This is a genomic window from Thermoactinomyces sp. DSM 45891 (genome assembly GCF_900119485.1).
Taxonomy (GTDB): domain Bacteria; phylum Bacillota; class Bacilli; order Thermoactinomycetales; family Thermoactinomycetaceae; genus Baia.
In genome coordinates, this window is sequence record NZ_FPJZ01000013.1 from 1 (window position 1) to 21,686 (window position 21,686).

Sequence of the window (21,686 nt, forward strand, 5' to 3'; positions counted from 1 at the left end):
TGAAAAAATCCGACTCTCAGATGGATACAGAAAAGGGCAAACCATCTATCTTGGTTCTTCTTCTTCCCTACTCAAAGTTCGATTTTACGATAAGTACAAAGAAGCCCTGAAGGACGGAAATGAGAGCGAATTAGAAGGTATCAAGTTTTGGAATCGTACCGAACTGGAACTAAAGGACGAAAGAGCCGTTAAAGTAGCTTGGTTGATCGCAAATGAAGTGGATGCAGGCGAGATCGTAACAGGTGTTTTAAACTACTATGTCCGCTTTACAACGAAGGGAACCGATAGCAATAAAAGCCGTTGGAAGACTTGGAAGAAGTGGGAACGCTTTATTGGAGACGCAGCCAAAATCAAGCTTACAGAACTACCAAAAGAAAGAACCGTTGAAACGAAACTTAGTTGGTTAGATCGTCAAGTAACGCCTACTCTCGCAACCATCGTGAAAGCAGAATCCGAAGGGTTCTTGCTGGAGTTGGTACAAAAAGCGGTTAAGCGTTTGAAAGAGCAAGATTTTATTATGATTGACCAGTACAAGGATGCCAAGCAAGTTAGAGATGAACGTTTGAAGCAATTGAAAAGTATGATCCGTGTTAAAGAAGAATCCAAATCAGAAGCTATCTAAGGAGGAGACAAACAATGAGAGGACATGTTCGTAAACGAGGAGACAAATACTGTTTTGTGATTGACATGGGTCGCAATCCTGAAACGGGCAAACGAGAACAAAAATGGTTTTATGGATTTGATCGTAAAAAGGATGCCGAGAACGAAATGATTGCGATCATTCACGAAATCACTCAAGGAACCTATGCGAAACCTCAAAGAACGACTCTCATCGATTACTTGCAAGTCTGGTTACGGGACTATGCAAAAGTAAATACAGCACCTCTTACCTATGAAGGATATGAGTACATCGTGACGAGCCACATTCTCCCTACTCCTTTAGCTGAGATTCCTCTAAATGATCTAAAGCCACTGGATATACAAGGCTACTACTCTCGAAAGCTGGAGAATGGAAAAAAAGATGGCTCAGGCGGATTGTCTGCTAAGTCTGTGTATAGCCATCACCGCTTATTGCACGAAGCGCTTGAGCATGCGGTGAGATGGCAAATGATCGATTCGAACCCGATGAAGTCAGTCATTCCACCTAGACCCAAACGAAAACATTTCGATGTACTTTCTAAAGAACAGATTCACCTTTTGCTTCAAGAAGCCAAGAGGAGCAAGTTTTATTACCCTATCTACTTCGCCATCCATACGGGAATGCGTAGAGGTGAAATACTTGGGCTCAAGTGGCAAGATGTCGACTTAACAAACCAAGTTGTCAGCGTACGCCGATCCGTTCAACGGGTGAACGGGCAAGGGATCATTTTTAAGGATACCACCAAAAACGACGGAAGCCGTAGAACAGTAGCCATATCTAGCTCCGTCATCGAAACCTTACGTACGATTGAAGGGAAACAGAGCCGCCATAAGCAATCTTACGGAATTCACTATCAAGATTATGGATTGGTTTTCGCCAATGACAATGGATCTCCCTTCGATCCTGACGGGCTTTCTAGGGGGTTTCGACGACTTGTAAAGAACCTAGAAATCCCCCATATTCGCTTCCATGATCTCCGCCACAGTCACGCTACACTCTTGATCCAGCAAGGGGAACACCCGAAAGTAATATCAGAGCGTTTAGGACACTCCACTATCACGGTAACAATGGACACTTACTCCCATGTCATGCCACATATGCAGAAAGAAGCCGTACGAAAATGGGATGATTTTCTCTATGGCGGACAGGATGAACCGTATCGCACATCATGATACACCTATGGACACTTTGAAAAATGACAAGCCAAATGGACATAAATGACTTTTAAAAAATCGCTGAAACCCTTATATATCAAGGGATTTGGCGGTTTTATTTGTTGTACAACAAATTGCAAACGACTCACGGGTCAGAAAACCCAAAATGAACCAAAAAAGAGCCCCTCAACTTGAGGAGCTTTTTCTCTGAAACCCTTGATATTACTACGTTTTTTTGGTGCCGAGGGTCGGGCTCGAACCGACACGGTAGTCACCTACCGCAGGATTTTAAGTCCTGTGCGTCTGCCTATTCCGCCACCCCGGCAAGGCAGTATGAAATTCATTTTAAAAATGGAGCGGAAGACGGGACTCGAACCCGCGACCCTCGCCTTGGCAAGGCGATGCTCTACCACTGAGCCACTTCCGCAAATGGTGGCTCGGGACGGAATCGAACCGCCGACACGAGGATTTTCAGTCCTCTGCTCTACCGACTGAGCTACCGAGCCAAACTTTCTTTTCAGTAGATAAACAATGTTCGCTACCGACAAGAAAGAGTATAACATGGTATTCTTGCTGAATGCAACATGTTTTTTATTATATTTCTACAGCTCACTTTTCCTTCGATTATGGCCATCAACAAAATAAGCATCCGTATAATGCTCAATTCGTTCCATGATCCGCTTCGCCTTCATCACATCTTGCACATTTTTTTCACCTAAGCGAAGATGAGTCTCTAACTCTTCTAAGTCTAAGTTAGAGGTATAAATAGTAGGTAAGCCCTCTGCCGCCCGATAATGCAGCAAGGCCCCTAGAATTTCGTCACGTTTCCACACAGTTAAGTACTCTGCCCCAATATCGTCTAAAATGAGGACTTGTACCTCTTTAAATGCTTGCAGTTTCTGTTGAAGAGAATGATCTTGAATTGCATCTTGAACTTCCCTTATTAGGTCTGGGACGTAAACTAGATAAGAATGGATATTATGCTCTACTAATTTATTTGCAATCGCTCCGGCAATTCGGCTCTTGCCTACTCCAAGTGGACCATGTAAATATAATCCCCTTGCCGGGATTCCCTCTGAAAAGGACATACAAAAATCCATCGTAGCAGCGATCACTTCACTTCGTTCATCAAATTCCATCGTTTCAAAACTTGAATGCAAAATCTCTTTCGGAATATGAAGAGATCGAATTAGCTTCTGCTTCTCTTTCATCGATTCAAAAGCGGCTAATTTTTGACACTTCTTCATTCGAAACTCAATATACCCACCATATTGATTTAGATATGGATAATGCCCAGAGATCATATTAGAACATTTCTCTAGACCAGAGCAACGACTGCAATTTTCCCACTCCGACACCATCTGATTCATCTGAGGAAGCGAGCGGAGATATTGCTCTGATGGAATATCAGGATGTCGCTCCACAAAACTGCGAACCGCTCGATGTTGTTTTAACAGGCTTACTTGCTTTTCCATCTGCTCTGGTGTAATTCCTGTCCGACGTAGCATCGGCCCTACGACTTCGGAAATGGGGTTCACGGCATCTGCTCCTTTTCTCGTCCTCGATCCGCTAATTTTTCATTCATTAGGCGAAGTTTGGCTTGTAATCGTATCTTATTTTGCTCTAATTCTTCTTCACTCAGCATAGATGCAGCTTCATTATTTTTTTCCCGCTCCAACTGTTGTGCCACTGCTTTGGGTAGAATCGATTTAGAACGCTTTGATTTCGTCGACCGGGTTACCGTTCCTACACTTCCCTCAGACTCCCACTGCTCACTCTTGGCTATTTCAATTGCCTGCTCCATTGTTTTTACTTGTGCCCGTACCCAATGTGCCGCAATCTTATCAATCAGACTCCAAGTTAACTTTCGATTGTATTTAATCATCACATAGTCGATCAATACATTCACTACTTGAGGCGACAAATCATACTTTTGCACTAACTTCTCCACAATCTTTAAATCACTATCTGAGACCGGCCCACCCCCTTGATAACGATGTAACAATTCCACAGGTGACACGGTAGCCAGCAAATGAAAGTGTTTCTCTTCTGGTGAAGCATCGGATGCGGGTGTGATCACTTCTTGTCTTTCTCGAACAAGTTGTGCCTGCTTGAAAGATATATCTCCCTGTAACTGTTTCTGATGATATTGAACCTGTGGCAACCCACCAAAACGAAGCTGATACTCTCCGCGGACATAATTTCGAAGACGTTCTAAATTGATTTCTCCCCGTTGCGTGATGTACGGATCTTGTAAAACGGCTACTAAATCCCATGTCTCCAATTGATATAAGAAACAAATCTCTTTTAATTGAGCAATACACTCTGGGGTCCATGTACTTGAGTGAATAATCGACTGCAAGCGTGCTTTAATAGAGGTAAGATCCTCGTCGGACCACATCGGAATTTGACCCTGTTGTAAATCCTCTCGAATCGGATGCTCAGGGGCCGGAAATTCCTGATCAATCTCACCCATCTGCTGTAGGTCGTGAGGCGAGAAACTACCGTATACCTCTTTAAATGGCTTTGTCACATTGCGCTTTACTTGTTTTCGCCAGTTTTCAGATGGAACAGGTCCTAGCAATCTCTTTCGTAGTTCTGGGTATATCTCTTTTCCTACTGATTGATACAGAGCTAGATTGAAAACTTCGCTCTGAAAAAATTGGACCGGAGAAAGAGGGGAGATCATTTCATATTCATAGATTAAACCATTCTGAGGATTCCCAAGCTCATACGTATTTAGTAATCCTACCCCTTCCAGCCGATGCCGAGCCTCTAAAAAAGAGTCATAGGGCGTTCCTAGCATCTTCATTAGCATGGCATGTGTATGAACTTCCGTCATTCCTGCACGTTCGGTAGGCAATTGGTAGGAAAGGGTTAAATAGAGACTATAGGCTGTTGCCCCGATCAATGGTTGATACAGTTGAGTTAGCACGATCAAATCAGTGGGTGCCAACGGACGATGAGAACGACAATACCATCCTAATTCTTTCCAAAGAAACGCCATCTTCTGGTCTTCCTCCACACTTTCAATACTGATTTGTCCATTTTAACATAGGTTCCAATTTTAGAAAAAAGCTCATTTTTATCCAATTAGTCCTCATCTTCTTCAGAAGCCTTTTGCGTATTCTCCTGACGAGAGCGTTGTAATAAATCTAATTCTGTAACAAAAACGTGAATATCCTTAAACTGGCGATAAACAGAAGCAAAACGAACGTAAGCTACCTCATCAATGGCCATCAAGCGATCCATTACATACTCTCCAATTTCATTACTGAGAACTTCGGATGTATTTTGATCACGTAACAGCTTTTCAATCTCGTGGACTAGCTTTTCTAAGCTTTCAACCGAAACGGGGCGCTTTTCACAAGCTCGAATCAAACCACGTAGTAATTTTTCGTGATTAAACTCTTCTCTGCTTCCATCTTTTTTCACCACAATTAATGATTTTTCCTCTATCATCTCAAAGGTTGTAAATCGCTGTTCGCACTCTTCACATTCTCTCCGCCTACGAATCGCCCTCCCTTCATGAGCAGGTCGTGAATCTAACACACGAGATCCATAATGATTACAATCTGGACATCTCATCCTTACGTCCTCCTTCGCCATCCAAACAACTTTTCGCTCTAGTGCTTCAAATCTATTTTATTTCATCACACTTGGTATAAACAATGGAAAATCGGAAGTGCCTAAAAACCCGAGCCTACTAGAGCTCGGGTTTTACCCTGTGTAGCTATATTATATACTAAGCCGATTGAACTTTTATTTGCTCATTTACTTGACTAGTAGAAGAACCCACTAGTTTCACCAGATCGACAATGCGACAAGAATAGCCCCATTCATTATCATACCATGCCAACACCTTTACTTGGCGATCCCCCATCACCATCGTCGATAATCCATCTACTATAGAAGAATTTTCATTACCGATAAAATCTGATGATACCAATGGCAACTCTGTATAAGCTAGAATCCCTTTCATCGTACCTTCAGCAGCTTGCTTCAAAGCGTAATTTACTTGATCTCTGGTAACATCTATTTTTAGATCCACAACCAAATCGACGATTGACACATTGGGAGTTGGGACACGTAAAGAAAATCCGTTTAACTTACCCTGTAACTCCGGGATCACAAGACCCAAGGCCTTAGCGGCCCCTGTTTTAGTTGGGATGATCGATTGTCCACATGCTCGAGCCCGGCGCAAATCTTTATGTGGATTATCTAAATTTAATTGATCATTTGTATAGCTATGGATCGTTGTCATGAGACCATGCTCAATCCCAAATGTGTCATGCAATACTTTTGCGACGGGAGCTAAACAATTCGTCGTGCAAGAAGCATTTGAGATCACATGATGGTTTTCAGGTTGATAGATATCTTCATTTACCCCTAGTACAATGGTAGCGTCTTCATTTTTCGCTGGAGCCGTAATCACTACCTTTTTAGCACCTGCTTGTATGTGTAATCCTGCTCCTTCTCGATCGACAAATTTCCCTGTGGCTTCTACGACCACATCAATTTGGTGCTCTGCCCAAGGTAACTCAGCTGGATTTCGGTTAGAAGTTAACCGAACAAATTGTTTATTTACATAAATACCGCCATCTGTAGGGATTACTTCCTCGTCAAAAAAACCATGAATTGTGTCATACTTAATCAAATGCGCTAATGTTTCGGCTGGATAACTAGCATTAATTGCTACTATTTCTATTGTTGGGTCAACTATTGCTTTTCTAAAAAACATTCTACCAATGCGACCAAATCCATTTATTGCAACACGAATGTTCATTATGAATGAATCCCCTTCCGGCTATATAATACACACAATTCCCCTTTAATATTATAATCAGTATAACACATTTTGCAATAAAAAAAGAAAAAAAACCAGTCCTATTTGTGAACAGAAAAAGGGACCTGATCACTTATAAGTGACCAAGTCCCTTCCTAATCAACGATCCTTATTCCTCTAACCTTCTACTAGGTATCCATATACGGATTTATACTTTCCATAGTAGCCCATCACTTTTTGAACATATTTCCTTGTCTCTGAGTACTCTATGTGGTTGGCATTTTGCAATGTGCCATCCCATTTCTTATCCTTCAACCAACTTTTCACCTTATTCGGCCCTGCATTATAGGCGGCTATAGCCACCACTTCATTTCCATTAAACTCTTTAATCAAGTAGGCTAGATACCATGTACCTAGCTGGATATTAACCTTAGGATCACCGATTTGATCACGTACAGCAGGAGAAAAGGGTGCCCTTTGAATCACAGTATCGACAGTACCAGGTGTAATTTGCATTAAACCTTGTGCATTAGCATGCGAAATCTTCGACGGATCAAACTTTGTTTCGACACGTATCACTGCCATCACGAGAAAAGGGCTTATCTTATACTGTTTGGAGCTATTCAGGATATCTTCTTCGTATTTTAGCGGGTACATCCAGCGGTTAGAGACAGGAATCGCGATAAACATGATGATCACAATGAGTATGATCCCAATCAAAATCATTCTCTTAGGAGGCATCGCTCGAAGTGCTGGATCTATCCATTTTTTAAAACTAGATAATTCCATAGCTGCTCTACCTGTCTTTCTGTATGAAGTACGGGTTGACTGTTATCAATCACAAAATCGGCCATCTTCTTTTTCTCTTCAATCGAAAGTTGTGCACCAAGCCTAGCTTTTGCTTCCCTTTCCGTTAGTTGATCTCGCTCCATTAAACGCACGATTTGTAGTGCTTCTGGTATATACACAACAATAACCTTTTCCACTAACTGCGTCAAACCGCTTTCAAATAGGAGCGGAACATCCCAAATAATAACTGCTTCCATATTTTCTCTTTGAAATTCGGCTGTCTGTCTTTTCATCTCAGCTCGAATAAGAGGATGTAAAATAACATTTAACTGCTGACGCGCACTAGGATCATGAAAGATGATATCCGCTAACGCTTTCCGATTTAATCGTCCCTGTGAATCGAGAACTTCCTCTCCAAATACTGCGATCACCTGCTGTAACCCTTCTGTATCCGGTTCCACGACTAGCCTAGCAATTTGGTCTGCATCGATAATTTTCGCTCCACGCTCTTGGAACATCTTCGAAACCGTGCTTTTGCCCGTCGCAATTCCTCCTGTTAACCCAATGACCAAAACAAACACTCCTCTACCAAATCCGAGCCATTCCTAGAACAATTAAAAGTATCCCTGGAAGATACGACACAACACTACTAAACCGATTATATTGAAAACGGAATCCAATCCACATCCCAATGTGTAAAAACATCCCACACATCAGGGTAATTAAGCCAAGAACGACGAAAGGAGAATAACCCAATAAAGCTACTCCCAAGCCCGCCCCAAGCGAATCAAGTGAAAGAGCCATTCCAAGTAAGATTGCCTCTGTTGCATTAATACTGCCTGAATGATCTATATCAGCAGTGGTCGGCTTTTTGAGGACTTGAATCACCAAACCCCACTTGGGTAGTTCCCAAATCCAGATCTTTGGATCAATTGCTTGCGCTACCAACACTTCATCTTCTGGTCCATTATCCTGTTCATTTCGAGTTAGATAATGAAATAATGTCCAGCCCCCCAACAATATAAGGATGGTTGCTCCGATCCATTTTTCCATTTGAGGCGAGAGCCACGCACTAATTTGGTCCCCGATTAACATCGTCAGAAAAATACTAAGTCCTGAGCATCCTGCAATTATGAGAATAGAGCTAATAGGGATGCGAATTCTTCGTAATCCATATGTAACACCAGCACTGAAACTATCTAAACTGACCGCAAATGCTACTCCAATCATCGTCCATATATGCCACATAGTAAAACTCCTCCATATCACTAGGGTGCTATCCTAGCATATGAAGGAGCCCAGACGTGGGTGCCAATGCGTTACGTTTGGCACTGAGGGCAGATATGTGTCCCTCGTCCGCCTACTACCATACGTTCAATCGGATTGCCACAAGTATAGCATGGCTCATTCTTCCGTCCGTATACTCGAATCTGTAATTGAAACATCCCCATCTCACCTTGTCCATTTACATAGGAACGAACCGAAGAACCGCCTGCCTCCACTGCTCTTGACAATGTCTCAGAGATGCTATGGTAGAGTAGATGAACCTCTTTATCCGTTAGCTCATTAGCACTACGTTCGGGGTGGATTTTTGCGCTATGTAACGCTTCATCTACATAGATATTCCCTAAGCCAACTAATATCTCCTGATTGAGTAGAAGAGGTTTAATCTTCGTTTTTCTCCTCCGAATCACTGATTCAAACCAATCAAGTCGGTATTGATCTGGATCTAAAGGCTCTGGGCCTAGCTTTTTTAACGGCAGATGGCCTTCCTCTTCTCCTTTCGGAAATAGATGCATCGTACCAAATTGTCGTACATCCTTATAACGAAGTTCAGTTCCATCAGTAAAGTGGAAAATAACATGGGTATGCTTCTCTAAATCAACATCTTGATCCGCAACTCGGTATCTTCCTTCCATTCTCAAATGGGAAACAATCACCCATGGATCACAAAAAATCTTCAAAAACTTACCTCTTCGTCCAATCCCTGTAATCGTAGAACCTTTTAGTTCTCTACAAAAAATCTCAATATCATCTGGGCGCTGGATGATCCGCGGAAGATGAACCGATATGTCTTGAATCGTTTTTCCCACTACTAATTGTTCTAGCGTTTTGCGGACGGTTTCCACCTCTGGTAATTCTGGCATCTTCTGTCTCTCCCCTAGTTGTGCTTCAAACTATTTGGCTTCATACCAACTCTGGCCTATGTTTAGATCAACCTCCAATGGAACCGATAATTCGACCGCTTGTTCCATCATCTCACGTACCAAATCTCCCATGCATCCTAGCTCCTCCGTCGGAACCTCGAAAATCAGCTCATCATGAACTTGAAGTAGCATTCTACTTTTCATTTTCTTTTCGACCATTAAGCGATCAATGTCAACCATCGCCTTTTTAATGATGTCCGCTGCCGTTCCTTGAATGGGTGTATTCATGGCTGTTCGTTCTGCAAAGCTACGGCGGGCGAAATCAGTTGCATATAGCTCTGGAAGATAACGGCGACGTTGGAGCAAGGTTGTTACATAACCATCTTGTTTCGCTTGAGCCACAATCTCATCCATATATTTTTTAACACCTGGATACGTCTCAAAATAGCGCTCAATAAATTGTTTGGCTTCCTTCTGAGGAATATTTAGGTTCTGGGACAAACCAAACGGACTAATGCCATATACAATACCAAAATTAACCGCCTTGGCTTGGCGACGCATGAGAGAGGTCACCTCTCCTTCCTCTACTTGGAAGACATCCATCGCTGTTTGGGTGTGAATATCCTTAGAATCACGAAATGCCTTTTGTAAGCTAGGATCCCCCGAGATATGGGCCAACACACGAAGTTCTACTTGCGAATAGTCCGCAGCTAAGATCATCCAATTCTCTTCGGACGGTACGAAAATTTGACGGATCTTCCTTCCCTCTTCCAGCCGAATCGGTATATTTTGTAGATTAGGCTCTATGCTGGATAATCTTCCTGTGGCGGCAATCGTCTGGTTAAAGTGGGTATGAATTTTTCCATCTACGCTGATTTCTTTTTTTAGACCTTCTACATAGGTACTCAAAAGCTTTCCTACTTGTCTGTAATGAAGAATTTTATCCACAATCTCATGTTGCGGAGCTAATTTTTCTAATACATCTGCACTAGTTGAATAGCCGGTCTTCGTCTTTTTCAATACAGGTAAGCCTAATTTATCAAATAAAATCTCACCCAATTGCTTAGGCGAATTAATATTAAAATCCATACCTGCAATATCATAAATCTCAACCGTAAGACGCTCGAGAGTCTCTCGGAGAACAGAACCTAACTGTTCTAATCGCTCTCCATCTACTTTTACCCCTAATTTCTCCATTTTCCCTAATACGCGTGATAGCGGCATTTCCAAATGGTAGAGTAGATTAGCTAAATCAGTTCTCTCAATCTCTGGTTTTAATTGTGATTGCAGATCGTAGAGTACGTATGCTTTTTGGGCTAGGTGTTGGGCAAGGGTTTCCCCTGTAGGAAGTTTTCGTTTCGCGCCCTTTCCGTACACTTCTTCATCAGAGACTAAGCCAAATTCACTATGCTGCATAGCTACATCACTTAAATTCAAATTAGCCTCAGAGGGATTTAGCAGATAGGCGGCCAATAAAATATCGATTTCGATCCCCTCTAACGAAATCCCCAACTTTGAAAGAGTAATCTCTGATCTTTTCCCATCAAATACAATCTTCCGAGAGTTGCTTGATCCAAGCCAATCACGCAATTGATTCCACTTAGTCACTACTTCAGCTGGTATATACAGATTCGTAGCCCCATCGGATAAAGATACACCAATTAACTCCGAACGATGCGGATTCTCTTCACTCAATTCGATATGGAGTGCCAAAGAATCTGATTGTAATAAAGCATTCCAATCTCCTGTAGAATCTTCTGCTACGATTTGATACCCTATCAATGTTTGATCAGGCTCAGACACCTGTCCTAACGGTTCGCCAAACCCTTTTTTGATCCGATCCACCAATGTCTTAAACTCTAGCTTTTTAAACGTCTCAACTACTTCTTCAGTATGAATCGACGTATGCTCTAAATCATCGATGTTAAAGTTCAAAGGCACCTCACAACAGATAGTAGCAAGTCGTTTACTTAGTAATGCTTGCTCCTGAAATTCAGTCACTTTTTCTTGTAACTTTTTACCAGGAAGATCATGAACATGGGCAATAATCTCTTCTACTGAGCCATGCTGATGTAATAGCTTCAAGCCAGTTTTTTCCCCTACTCCAGGGATGCCCGGTATATTGTCAGACGGATCTCCCATTAATCCCTTTAGATCAATGATTTGGGAAGGGGTTAAACCATAACGCTCTTGAATGCTTTCTGGAGTATATCGATCTGCTTCTGTTACTCCTTTACGAGTCATTAATACACTAACTTGGTCCGTCACTAATTGGAACAAGTCTTTATCTCCACTCACGATGAGAGTTTCCGTCTCCTCGGCATCTGCCATTTTAGACAGTGTCCCGATAATATCGTCTGCTTCATATCCTGCAATGCCATAATATCGAATTTGGCAAGCATCCAGTATCTCTTTAATCAGCGGGAATTGCCCTGTTAGCTCACCAGGTGTTTTATCACGCTTTCCTTTGTATTCTTGATAGAATTCATGGCGGAATGTGTCTTTTCCTTCATCAAATGCAACAAGCATATGGGTTGGCTTTTCTTCTTCTAGTACTTTTAGAAGCATCATGGCAAATCCATAGGCGGCATTGGTATAGAGTCCGGAGGAATTTGTTAACAATGGCAAGGCATAAAATGCACGAAAGGCAATGCTATTTCCATCAATGAGAACTATTTTTTTCTTAGACAATGGGGTTCACATCCGTATCTAGATTCTATAAAAAACATATTGATTATGATTCCTAACCATGAAGATGTCCCAGGGCATGTATCTGCCACTTTTCTGTTTCCTGTTAATGAGTTGACTAGCGTTATGCTTTTTGAGCTTTTTCTTCAAGTGTGTTCCTATTAAAAAATAGTTTTGGGACTCTATCATTGTATCATGCGAACCACATTTTCTTCCAGTTTGATGGTAGTAGATTTCCATTATGGAACGCCGTACTGTGGATAGTGCGGATAGTATAATATCATTATTTTATTGAATACAACCACACTCAGGAGTGGGGATACATTCGAGTGAACAGTCCGGTATGTCATTGCAACTATGTTTAGAGTTCTTCTTTTCTCGACGATAATACCAAACCATGAATAAAAATCCAAAAATACCCATTCCTAGCAAATTCGCCCCGTATTCAAATTCTCCTGACCATAGCGAAACTATTCCACTTATCAACAAAGAAACATTCAACCCTAGTAGTAGAAAAAACAAAATGATTTGCCTCCCTGCTACAAAATATCCCCTAAAAGTAGGAAAATAAAGTGAGTCACTAAAATAGACATTCCTATTCCACTTAGTAATCCTGTCACACACCGTAATGTATTCGTACTCTCACGAAATCTAACCAGTTGAGTTAATCCGTCTATAAGCATAGGAACCTGCAATAGGAAGCCTAGCCACCACGGCATTGAAAAAGGAAGCAGAAGAAAAATCGGTAACCAAAGATATCCTATCAGGATACTCGAACAACGAGCACAAATTGGCATAGGCTTTCCATTTATATGAAAGCACCGAGAGACCTTGCGATGACAGGGAACTACATACGCTAATCGTGTCCAAATACTAACATCTTTCGATTCCATCACTCACGATCCATTCATAGATAAAATATAAGCATACTAAACACTTCCCGACTATCACGGATAAAAACACCCACTTTTAATTGATGAAAAAGTAGATCTGGATATCCAATTATCATGATCCGTAGGTAAAGACATGCCTCGGGATTGTCCAATAACCTTGTAAAATCAATAAAAAGAAGCTCTTAGGAAAAAGCTAGACCTTTCTCCCAAAAGCTTTATGCATATACTCTATCAGGCTCATTTCCTAGGAAATAGAAAGAACCTATGCCTTAGAAAACCAAATCGTAAAGGTGGTCCCCTCTCCTACTTTACTAGTTACATTGATCTCCCCTTCATACTCCTCAACCAAATGCTTCACAATAGCAAGTCCAAGTCCCGTTCCACCCGACTCACGCGATCGCGCTTTATCTACACGATAAAAGCGCTCAAAAATCCGCCCTAAATCCTCTTCTGGAATCCCCATACCAGTATCGGATACTATCAAAATCCAATGCTTCTCCTCTTGATCCACTTGAACCCGTATTTCACCGCCAGCTGGCGTATAAGTAATGGCGTTACCAACTAAATTTAAGACAACCTGTTTTAATCGATCTGGATCCATCTTAATCTGGAAGTCTTCTTTTATCTCTACTAGTAGGGTTTGTTCTTTACTACGAGCTTGTTCATCTAATGTCTTAGTAATGTTTTGGAAGAAGCTAGAAATAGAAAGCTGTTCGAAGTTCATCGTCATCTGCTTCGATTCAATTGTCGATAAATCTAGTAAATCGCCTACTAAGCGTTGCAAGCGAATACTCTCTTCCAAAATAATTTTTAGGAATTCTTCACAAGTATCTGGATCTTGCATGGCTCCATCCAACAGAGTTTCCGAAAAACCTCTTATGGATGTAATTGGAGTTCGCAACTCATGAGAAACGTTGGCTACAAAATCCTTTCTCATTTGCTCCAAACGTCTAATAGCAGTCAAGTCATGGAAAACAGCCACGACTCCAATCCCATTTGACTCCACCCACATCGGGGCTAGGTTCGCCTCTAGAATACGTTCAACTGGGTGATGGAGGTGAATCTCTTCCCTAATTCGAGCTCCTGTCTGAGCACATCGTGAAATCAATGAACTGAGGTCAAAGGTTGTCTGGATCTCGTCATAGGGTACTCCTACAATTTCACTCGGTTTCGCACCAAACTGCTGTTCAAATGATTTATTAGCAATACTTACACGACCTCTAGCATTAACCATCAATAAACCACTTTCCATTGATTCAATCACACTTGTTAACCTGCGCTCACTCTTCCGAATCGTCTCCATCTGAAACTGCAAAGAATGAGCCATTCGATTAATTGCCCGTCCCAAGCGACCTATTTCATCTTTTCCATCTTCTTTTACTCTTCGATGGAATCGTTTCTGGGCGATATCAACTGCTACCTGTGTCATCTCTTCTAACGGTCGTGTCACACTACTGGCAACCCGCGAACTCGCAAAAGCGGCCAAAGCATAGGCGATGACAAGCCCTCCCGCAAGAGATAGCCATACTTGAGAAAGTGATTGATTCACCTCATCTAAGGGAGACGAAATCCGAACGACTCCTATCTTTTTTCCGCCTTGAACCACCGGTACTGCAGCAATCAATTCATCCGACTTAGGGATCGTGATCACCTCTAAGCCATTCGACTGTGATCGTATCTGTTCCCACTCTGCATCTAACTCGGAACTCGATTTACTGTTCGTCGAATCCCCGAGGACTTTTCCTTGTACATTATATAAAGTCACATGCGCCTCTAAGGTATCTCCAAATGCCTTGATTTCTTGTTGTAGAGAAGCTAAATCGCTCTCGCCGCCATTCCATTCGATCATTTCAGCAATCATCTTACTTTCCTTCGTAAGCCGACTGCTGAGTGAGTCAATATAAGAGGAATGTAATAAAAGTGCTAAAAAGAATCCCGTTCCTAACACAGAGCAACCAATTAAAAACAGAAAAAGTGAAGTAATTCTAGCTCGAAACGTCTTCATAATGGGCTATAACTTCTTTCCCTCAAATTTGTAGCCAATCCCTCGAACCGTCTTAATATAATAAGGGTTGCGAGAATCGACTTCGATCTTATCTCGCAGATGGCTCACGTGGACATCAACGATTCGTGAATCCCCTACATAATCATAATTCCAAACCGCATTCAGTAACTGATCACGAGATAGAACCTTGCCCCGATGGTTCGCCATATAAGCTAGTAATTCAAACTCTTTCGGGGTCAGATCCAATTCCTCTCCAGCACGAGTCACCTCATAACCATCTGGATTGATCAAGAGTTCACCTATTTTAATCAGTGAAGGTTCCGTTTCCTCTTGTTGGCTTCCTTTTAATGCCTCCACCCGACGAAGAATGGCTTTCACTCTTGCAGTTAGTTCCCGTGGACTAAAAGGCTTGGTCATATAATCATCGGCACCTAGCTCCAACCCAAGGACTTTATCAAACTCATCCGATTTTGCTGTAAGCATGAGAATCGGAACATGGATTTTCTCTTGGCGCAACCGTCGACATACTTCCAACCCATCGATCTGAGGAAGCATGAGGTCCAATAATAATAAATCAGGAAGTTGATCCTTTAATTTCTCGATCGCCATCAAGCCATCCGAAGCACTATCTACAAGAAAGCCTTCTTTTTCTAGATTAAATTGTACCAATTTTACAATTGAAGACTCATCATCCACCACTAGAATTCGTTTTGACATGATCGTCACCCCACGTATCTTGATGTTACTTCTATCATCTCTGATTTCAATCCCTATTTCCAATGATTCAATCCGTTTTTTACAAATCCTTTACAAGAAGTCCAGTTTAGCAAAATAAACAAAAGAAAACACACCTTACTCCACAAAGGGAAGATGTGTTTTTTCTCCTATAGATCCATAAGTTTCTCTGCTTCACCGCGTGGAATATGTCCAATTCCAATGGGTTTACTTGTCAACAATGTAGTGTACCAAGTGAATAAGTCATGTCTACGATAAAAGGGGCTCTGACGAATTTTTTTAAATTGAATAGATCGACAATTAACAATCTCTGTAACACGGTTAATCCCACGACTCCGATGGATGAGCATTTTCCCAATTAAGCTATAACCTCCATCAAGGTAACAGATCCATGAATAGCCAATTATCCCCATACTGATCATGATCCCGATCAAGGCAGTCCACTGCCAACTCGATAGCAAAAAGGTATAGATACCTCCCGCGATTGCAAAACTGATAAGCACCTTAAGCCACATCCACTTCTTTAGGGGAATAGGCGAGAATCTAGAGAGATTAACATGAACACCTGATTGGAATTCTGGTAAGTATTCGCTAAAGAATTCCTCTAGATTTGTCCGACGTACAAATGGAAAGAGTATGTCCTTTTCTTTGTGATCATCATCCTTAGTCGTACACTCCACTGCTATGCTAACCCAGCCAAAGAGCTGACGAATAGGGGTTTCGACAATTCTTACCGCTTGAATCTTCTTTATTTGTATTGACGTACGATATTTCTCCAATAAACCTCTCTCAATAATAAAACTTGAGGGGAGCCTTGTTAATTGGAATCGGTAAAACTTTATAAATGTGAATAAGGCAGAACCACCCCACGCAACTAAAATCGCAAAGAAAACTTCTATCACAATCATCGATTGGCTTGTCCAATCAATTCCAGAAACTAATTGAGATAATCCTTGAGCAATCTCCTGCTTAAATCCACCTAATTGAAAGTCACTCAGCAGTTCACTCAGACGACTAAATAGTGCCCACAAGATAAAAATAACAGCAATATTAAATGTGCTCAAAGAGAGCAATCGTAGATCTGATGATGAAATACACTTCACCCGTTTTTGTGATGAATCTGTAGGTGAATCAAGGGCTTGCGAGTCGTCAATCCGGTTTTCGGTTAATAACACTGAGGAAGTAGGTGCTTTTTCGTCTAATAGCTTCCTCTTTAACTCCTCAGCCACTCCTAAGCGCAACCCAACTAATTTAACCTCTGCCCCTTTTCCGCTCGGAGTCTCAATCTGAAGAGTTGTCAGTCCTAGAAGCCTCTCTATCACAGATTGAGTCACGTCCACCGTTTGAATTCTCGAATGCGCAATCACAGTCTTGCGTTTTGTAAATGCTCCCTGATAAAGGTAAAAATCGGTATCTGATAAATGATATAGTGTAAACTTCCAGTCAAGTACCGCCAAACAAAGAACAAATGCAACTATTGCTAACAGTCCCCACAATCCCCAAGCAGTTGTGAAAGAAGCAACAATGATACCAATAAGAGGGAAGATGAAATCCTTAAAAAACTTGATTATGTATAGAATCATTGCCTTTTTACTCAGTTTTTGCATCGATTTCATCCTCATCTACTTTAATCCATTGACGAACTTGCTCACATAACCTCTCTGCTTCTTCAATTGGAATATACGCAACCTCAAACACACCGCTACCACCTGTATAAACACGAAACTCAGCTAATCCATATTTACTAATGATTGGACCCGTTTTAATATCAACATGTTGAATTCTGATCATAGGAACATAAATCGAATTTCGAAATAGTGCACCTTTTTGTATCACTACATCACGCTCATCCACATCATAGCGGAAGTATGCCCAGCGAAAGCGATTGAGCCAAAAGAAATCTAAGATCCAACCTAATATAGAAGGCTTGCCACAATAACAGGGATCCATAATGGCCAATTCCAGTAGGTACAACAGAAAAAAACAGCAATGCTGATTAAAACTCCCGTGCCATAAAAAATAGTGGACTGCATCTGATGCGCACGAAACGAACCTTCCGGAAGCTTCAAAGTCGGCTTCTTCATAACCTCACACTCTCTTCATAAATTTCAATTACTCAATACTAAAGATACCCATTGTACTGGCAAGTAAACGTAAAGACACACCCTCCTATACATGAAGGGTGTGTCTTTACGTTTCAATAACTAAGCGTTTAATACTTGCATTACTTTGCGAACAGAGTCAGCAGACTTATCAAGCTCTTTCTTCTCATCGTCTGTTAATTCTAGTTCAATGACTCGTTCAATTCCGCTACCGCCTAAGACAGTTGGAACCCCAAGGTATAGATCGTTATAACCATATTCGCCCTCTAGATAAGCGATGGATGGCAGGATACGTTTCTTATCTTTTAAAATCGCCTCTGCCATTTGAGTAAGGGCAGCTGCTGGAGCATAGTAAGCACTACCGTTACCAAGTAGGTTTACGATCTCTCCGCCACCTTTACGAGTACGTTCTACAATAGCATCCAGACGGTCTTGCGGGATCAACTTCTCCAGTGGAATTCCACCTGCATAGGAGTAGCGAACGAGTGGCACCATGTCATCCCCATGACCACCTAGAACAAAGCCCGTTACGTCTTCTACAGATACATTTAATTCTGCGGCTACGAAGCTACGGAAACGTGCTGTATCTAAAACGCCCGATTGGCCGATTACACGCTCTTTCGGGAAGCCAGATGTACGGAATACTTCATAGCTCATCGCGTCTACTGGGTTTGTAAGTACAAGAATAATGCAGTTTGGAGAGTATTTTACGATTTGTTCTGTAACAGAACGCATGACTTTGGCATTGGTATTTACAAGATCGTCACGGCTCATACCAGGCTTACGAGCGATCCCTGCGGTAATAATCACAAGATCAGAATCTTTTGTATCCTCATAGCTACTTGTTCCTGTGATCTTTGCATCAAATCCTTGAACTGGGCTTGCTTCAAACATATCAAGCGCTTTTCCCTTTGTTGGGTTTTCTGCTTGTGGGATGTCAACTAGTACTACATCACCCAGTTCCTTTTGTGCCACCATGAGAGCGGTTGTAGCACCTGTAAAACCGCCACCAATCACAGAAATTTTTTTACGACGAATCATGAGATTTCTCCTCTCAAATTATCTATTTTTAGGCCATGTTTTTGATAACATGATCAGCAAACTCGGAACACTTTACCTCGGTTGCACCATCCATCATACGTGCGAAGTCATAGGTGACCGTTTTATTCAAGATGGATTCTTCGATTCCTTTGTACACCAGTTCTGCGGCTTCTTGCCACCCAATGTATTCAAGCATGAGAACACCGGATAAGATAACCGATCCTGGATTCACTTTATCAAGACCTGCATACTTCGGGGCTGTACCGTGAGTTGCCTCAAAAATAGCATGTCCTGTCTCGTAGTTGATGTTAGCACCTGGAGCGATTCCAATACCGCCTACCTGTGCAGCTAACGCATCCGAAACATAGTCACCGTTCAGGTTTAGAGTGGCGATCACATCATACTCTTTCGGACGAGTTAGAATTTGTTGCAAGAAGGCATCCGCAATCACATCTTTTACGATAATCTTGCCGGCTTCCTCTGCCTGCGCTTGTGCTTCGTTTGCTGCCCCTGAGCCTAGTTCTTCTTTGATGCGATCATACTGTGCCCAAGTAAACACTTTGTCGCCAAACTCTCGCTCCGCCACTTCATAGCCATGAGACTTAAATAAGCCTTCTGTAAACTTCATGATATTTCCTTTATGTACGAGCGTAACAGACTTACGATTATGCTGAATCGCATATTCAATAGCAGATTTCACAAGGCGGGCAGTACCCTCTTTGGATACAGGTTTAATTCCAATACCAGAGGTTTCTGGGAAGCGAACTTTCTTCACTCCTAATTCGTCTTGCAAGAAGGAAATGACCTTTTTCGCTTGATCTGACTCAGCTTCCCATTCAATTCCAGCATAGATGTCTTCTGAGTTTTCACGGAAGATCACCATATCCACATTTTCAGGATGCTTCACAGGGGAAGGTACTCCTTCGAAATAACGAACGGGACGGAGACAGACATAGAGATCTAATTCTTGGCGTAGGGCCACGTTTAATGACCGAATTCCGCCACCTACTGGTGTGGTTAACGGTCCTTTAATCCCTACTAGATATTCTCTAACGCTATCGAGCGTCTCTTCTGGAAGCCATGTACCTACTGCACTATGTGCCTTCTCTCCAGCAAGCACTTCCATCCACGCGATACGCTTGTCACCTTTGTACGCTTTTTCAACAGCCGCATCTAATACGCGTTTCGCCGCTATCCAAATATCAGGACCAATTCCGTCCCCTTCAATAAACGGGATAACCGGTACGTTTGGAACTTGTAATTTTCCGTTTTGAATCGTAATCTTTTCCCCAGCAACTGGTGGGACATATTGTGCCATGATGCTACACCCCTTCATTTGTTCGCTGAATATATAAAAAGAAACCAACGGGACAGCAGCCGCCTGCCACTGCCCCTAATTGGTATTAACGTTGTTCAATTGGTACATATTTTTGATTTACAAGACCTGTATAATCTGCACGAGGGCGGATCAAGCGATTGTTACTGTATTGTTCTAGAGCATGTGCTGTCCAGCCTGTAATGCGGCTAATCGCAAAGATCGGTGTAAAGATATCGCTTTGGATACCGAGATAGTTGTATACACTTGCTGAGTAGAAGTCTACATTTGGTAAAATGCCCTTCTGCGATACAACGATCTCATCCAATTTGATAGACATCTCATACCATTGGGTTTCTCCCATTTGCTCGCCCAGCTGGCGGGACATCTCTCTTAAATGCTTTGCACGTGGGTCTCCATCTTTATATACACGATGTCCAAAGCCCATGATTTTTTCTTTGTTATCAAATTTTGTTTGTAGATAGGTTTCCACACGATCCAAGCTTTCAATCTCTTTTAGCATCTCCATCACTTGCTCGTTTGCTCCCCCATGAAGAGGCCCTTTGAGTGCACCGATCGCGCTAGTGATATCTGAGTAAATATCTGTTAAGGTAGCCGCTGTCACACGTGCTGCAAATGTGGAAGCATTTAATTCATGGTCAGCATGAAGCACCAGAGCCTTATCAAAAGCTTTTGCTGCAACGTCTGATGGCACTTCTCCATTCAACATATAGAGAAAGTTTGCCGCAAAGCTTAAACCAGGCTTAGGAGCTACTGGTTCATTTCCAGCACGAAGACGAGCAAATGCTGCTACAATGACAGGTAGTTGAGCGGTTAATCGAACGGATTTACGATAGTTTGCATAGTGACTATTGTCTTCTGTCTCTTCATCGTATAAGGATAAAGCAGAAACTGCCGTACGTAGGAAATTCATTGGATGTCCATCTAGAGGCCATGACTTATACTGCTTAAGTAACTCCTCAGGCAAAGTAGCATATGCTTCCAATTCTTGCTTCAATTGCTCTAATTCAGACTTCGAAGGTAAACGACCATTCCACAGAAGGTACGCAACCTCCTCAAAAGTAGCATGCTCTGCTAAATCATCAATGTCATATCCACGGTAAGTAAGCACTCCGTCCACAATGGAACTGATTTCAGAAGTAAGTGCTACAACACCTTCTAATCCTTTTGCAACCATGATATATCGCTCCTTTATTCAGTCTAACACGCATATAGGCACCGATGCATTCTATATTCACAAGTGAAGGCGATGTCAATTCGATTATAAATGAAAATAGCAAAATATAGGAAGGCCAATCATTACTTTATATAATTGTTGCCTTATACATAAAGAGGAAAGCCTACCTACAGATGCGAAATATTTTATTAAT

General features: G+C 41.9%; 20 protein-coding genes and 3 tRNA genes. 2 read left to right on the forward strand and 21 right to left on the reverse strand.

Features of this window, described 5'->3' with window-relative positions:
- Nucleotides 1-622 (forward strand): replication initiation factor domain-containing protein (locus BT147_RS10605; protein ID WP_143187981.1); only part of this gene is annotated, 622 nt, incomplete at its 5' end.
- 14 nt (nucleotides 623-636) lie between these two features.
- Nucleotides 637-1,812 carry a site-specific integrase gene (locus tag BT147_RS10610; protein WP_072334851.1) on the forward strand — a complete coding sequence of 392 codons (1,176 nt, stop codon included), beginning with the start codon at nucleotides 637-639 and terminating at the stop codon, nucleotides 1,810-1,812.
- A 218-nt stretch (nucleotides 1,813-2,030) separates the two neighbouring features.
- On the opposite strand, the gene BT147_RS10615 is transcribed toward BT147_RS10610, so the two are convergent.
- The 21 genes from BT147_RS10615 to citZ all read right to left on the reverse strand — a co-directional run bounded on the left by BT147_RS10615 (nucleotide 2,031) and on the right by citZ (nucleotide 21,496).
- A tRNA-Leu gene (locus BT147_RS10615) sits at nucleotides 2,031-2,119 on the reverse strand.
- Between the two features lie 27 nt (nucleotides 2,120-2,146).
- A tRNA-Gly gene (locus BT147_RS10620) sits at nucleotides 2,147-2,221 on the reverse strand.
- A 3-nt stretch (nucleotides 2,222-2,224) separates the two neighbouring features.
- Nucleotides 2,225-2,300 (reverse strand) — tRNA-Phe (locus BT147_RS10625).
- Nucleotides 2,301-2,396: 96 nt separating this feature from the next.
- Nucleotides 2,397-3,332 carry a primosomal protein DnaI gene (gene dnaI / locus BT147_RS10630; protein WP_083426517.1) on the reverse strand — a complete coding sequence of 312 codons (936 nt, stop codon included), beginning with the start codon at nucleotides 3,330-3,332 and terminating at the stop codon, nucleotides 2,397-2,399.
- Nucleotides 3,329-4,801 (reverse strand): DnaD domain protein, encoded by a 1,473-nt coding sequence (locus BT147_RS10635; protein ID WP_072334854.1) that lies wholly within the window; start codon nucleotides 4,799-4,801, stop codon nucleotides 3,329-3,331. The genes dnaI and BT147_RS10635 overlap by 4 nt, the downstream gene beginning before the upstream one ends.
- Before the next feature lie 86 nt (nucleotides 4,802-4,887).
- Nucleotides 4,888-5,382 carry a transcriptional regulator NrdR gene (nrdR, locus tag BT147_RS10640; protein WP_072334857.1) on the reverse strand — a complete coding sequence of 165 codons (495 nt, stop codon included), beginning with the start codon at nucleotides 5,380-5,382 and terminating at the stop codon, nucleotides 4,888-4,890.
- Nucleotides 5,383-5,539: 157 nt separating this feature from the next.
- Nucleotides 5,540-6,580, reverse strand: coding sequence for a glyceraldehyde-3-phosphate dehydrogenase (locus BT147_RS10645; protein ID WP_072334860.1), 1,041 nt, complete (start codon nucleotides 6,578-6,580; stop codon nucleotides 5,540-5,542).
- Nucleotides 6,581-6,757: 177 nt separating this feature from the next.
- Nucleotides 6,758-7,369 (reverse strand): lytic transglycosylase domain-containing protein, encoded by a 612-nt coding sequence (locus BT147_RS10650; RefSeq protein ID WP_083426518.1) that lies wholly within the window; start codon nucleotides 7,367-7,369, stop codon nucleotides 6,758-6,760.
- On the reverse strand, nucleotides 7,339-7,941 hold the full coding sequence (gene coaE, locus BT147_RS10655) for a dephospho-CoA kinase (protein WP_072334862.1): 603 nt from the start codon (nucleotides 7,939-7,941) through the stop codon (nucleotides 7,339-7,341). Before coaE ends, BT147_RS10650 begins: the two co-directional genes overlap by 31 nt.
- A gap of 13 nt (nucleotides 7,942-7,954) precedes the next feature.
- Complete coding sequence (ytaF, locus tag BT147_RS10660; protein WP_072334864.1) at nucleotides 7,955-8,617, reverse strand: sporulation membrane protein YtaF; 663 nt, start codon at nucleotides 8,615-8,617, stop codon at nucleotides 7,955-7,957.
- Between the two features lie 71 nt (nucleotides 8,618-8,688).
- Nucleotides 8,689-9,516: a DNA-formamidopyrimidine glycosylase gene (gene mutM, locus BT147_RS10665; RefSeq protein WP_072334866.1), complete on the reverse strand. Its 828-nt coding sequence runs from the start codon at nucleotides 9,514-9,516 to the stop codon at nucleotides 8,689-8,691.
- Between the two features lie 30 nt (nucleotides 9,517-9,546).
- Nucleotides 9,547-12,207: a DNA polymerase I gene (polA, locus tag BT147_RS10670; protein ID WP_072334868.1), complete on the reverse strand. Its 2,661-nt coding sequence runs from the start codon at nucleotides 12,205-12,207 to the stop codon at nucleotides 9,547-9,549.
- Between the two features lie 536 nt (nucleotides 12,208-12,743).
- On the reverse strand, nucleotides 12,744-13,097 hold the full coding sequence (locus BT147_RS10680; RefSeq protein WP_072334873.1) for a DUF2085 domain-containing protein: 354 nt from the start codon (nucleotides 13,095-13,097) through the stop codon (nucleotides 12,744-12,746).
- Between the two features lie 262 nt (nucleotides 13,098-13,359).
- On the reverse strand, nucleotides 13,360-15,102 hold the full coding sequence (gene pnpS / locus BT147_RS10685; protein WP_072334876.1) for a two-component system histidine kinase PnpS: 1,743 nt from the start codon (nucleotides 15,100-15,102) through the stop codon (nucleotides 13,360-13,362).
- Nucleotides 15,103-15,108: 6 nt separating this feature from the next.
- Entirely contained in the window at nucleotides 15,109-15,819 is a 711-nt protein-coding gene (locus BT147_RS10690) for a response regulator transcription factor (protein ID WP_072334879.1), read from the reverse strand.
- A gap of 167 nt (nucleotides 15,820-15,986) precedes the next feature.
- A complete protein-coding gene (locus tag BT147_RS10695) occupies nucleotides 15,987-17,444 on the reverse strand; it encodes a PH domain-containing protein (protein ID WP_072334882.1) in 1,458 nt (485 codons plus the stop codon).
- Nucleotides 17,428-17,787, reverse strand: coding sequence for a PH domain-containing protein (locus BT147_RS10700; RefSeq protein WP_143187982.1), 360 nt, complete (start codon nucleotides 17,785-17,787; stop codon nucleotides 17,428-17,430). The genes BT147_RS10695 and BT147_RS10700 overlap by 17 nt, the downstream gene beginning before the upstream one ends.
- Nucleotides 17,751-17,921 carry a hypothetical protein gene (locus BT147_RS15575; protein ID WP_177239793.1) on the reverse strand — a complete coding sequence of 57 codons (171 nt, stop codon included), beginning with the start codon at nucleotides 17,919-17,921 and terminating at the stop codon, nucleotides 17,751-17,753. The genes BT147_RS10700 and BT147_RS15575 overlap by 37 nt, the downstream gene beginning before the upstream one ends.
- A gap of 120 nt (nucleotides 17,922-18,041) precedes the next feature.
- Entirely contained in the window at nucleotides 18,042-18,980 is a 939-nt protein-coding gene (gene mdh, locus BT147_RS10705) for a malate dehydrogenase (RefSeq protein WP_072334887.1), read from the reverse strand.
- A gap of 28 nt (nucleotides 18,981-19,008) precedes the next feature.
- Nucleotides 19,009-20,298: an NADP-dependent isocitrate dehydrogenase gene (gene icd, locus BT147_RS10710; RefSeq protein ID WP_072334889.1), complete on the reverse strand. Its 1,290-nt coding sequence runs from the start codon at nucleotides 20,296-20,298 to the stop codon at nucleotides 19,009-19,011.
- Nucleotides 20,299-20,383: 85 nt separating this feature from the next.
- Entirely contained in the window at nucleotides 20,384-21,496 is a 1,113-nt protein-coding gene (gene citZ, locus BT147_RS10715; RefSeq protein ID WP_143187983.1) for a citrate synthase, read from the reverse strand.
- Between the last annotated feature and the right edge of the window lie 190 nt (nucleotides 21,497-21,686).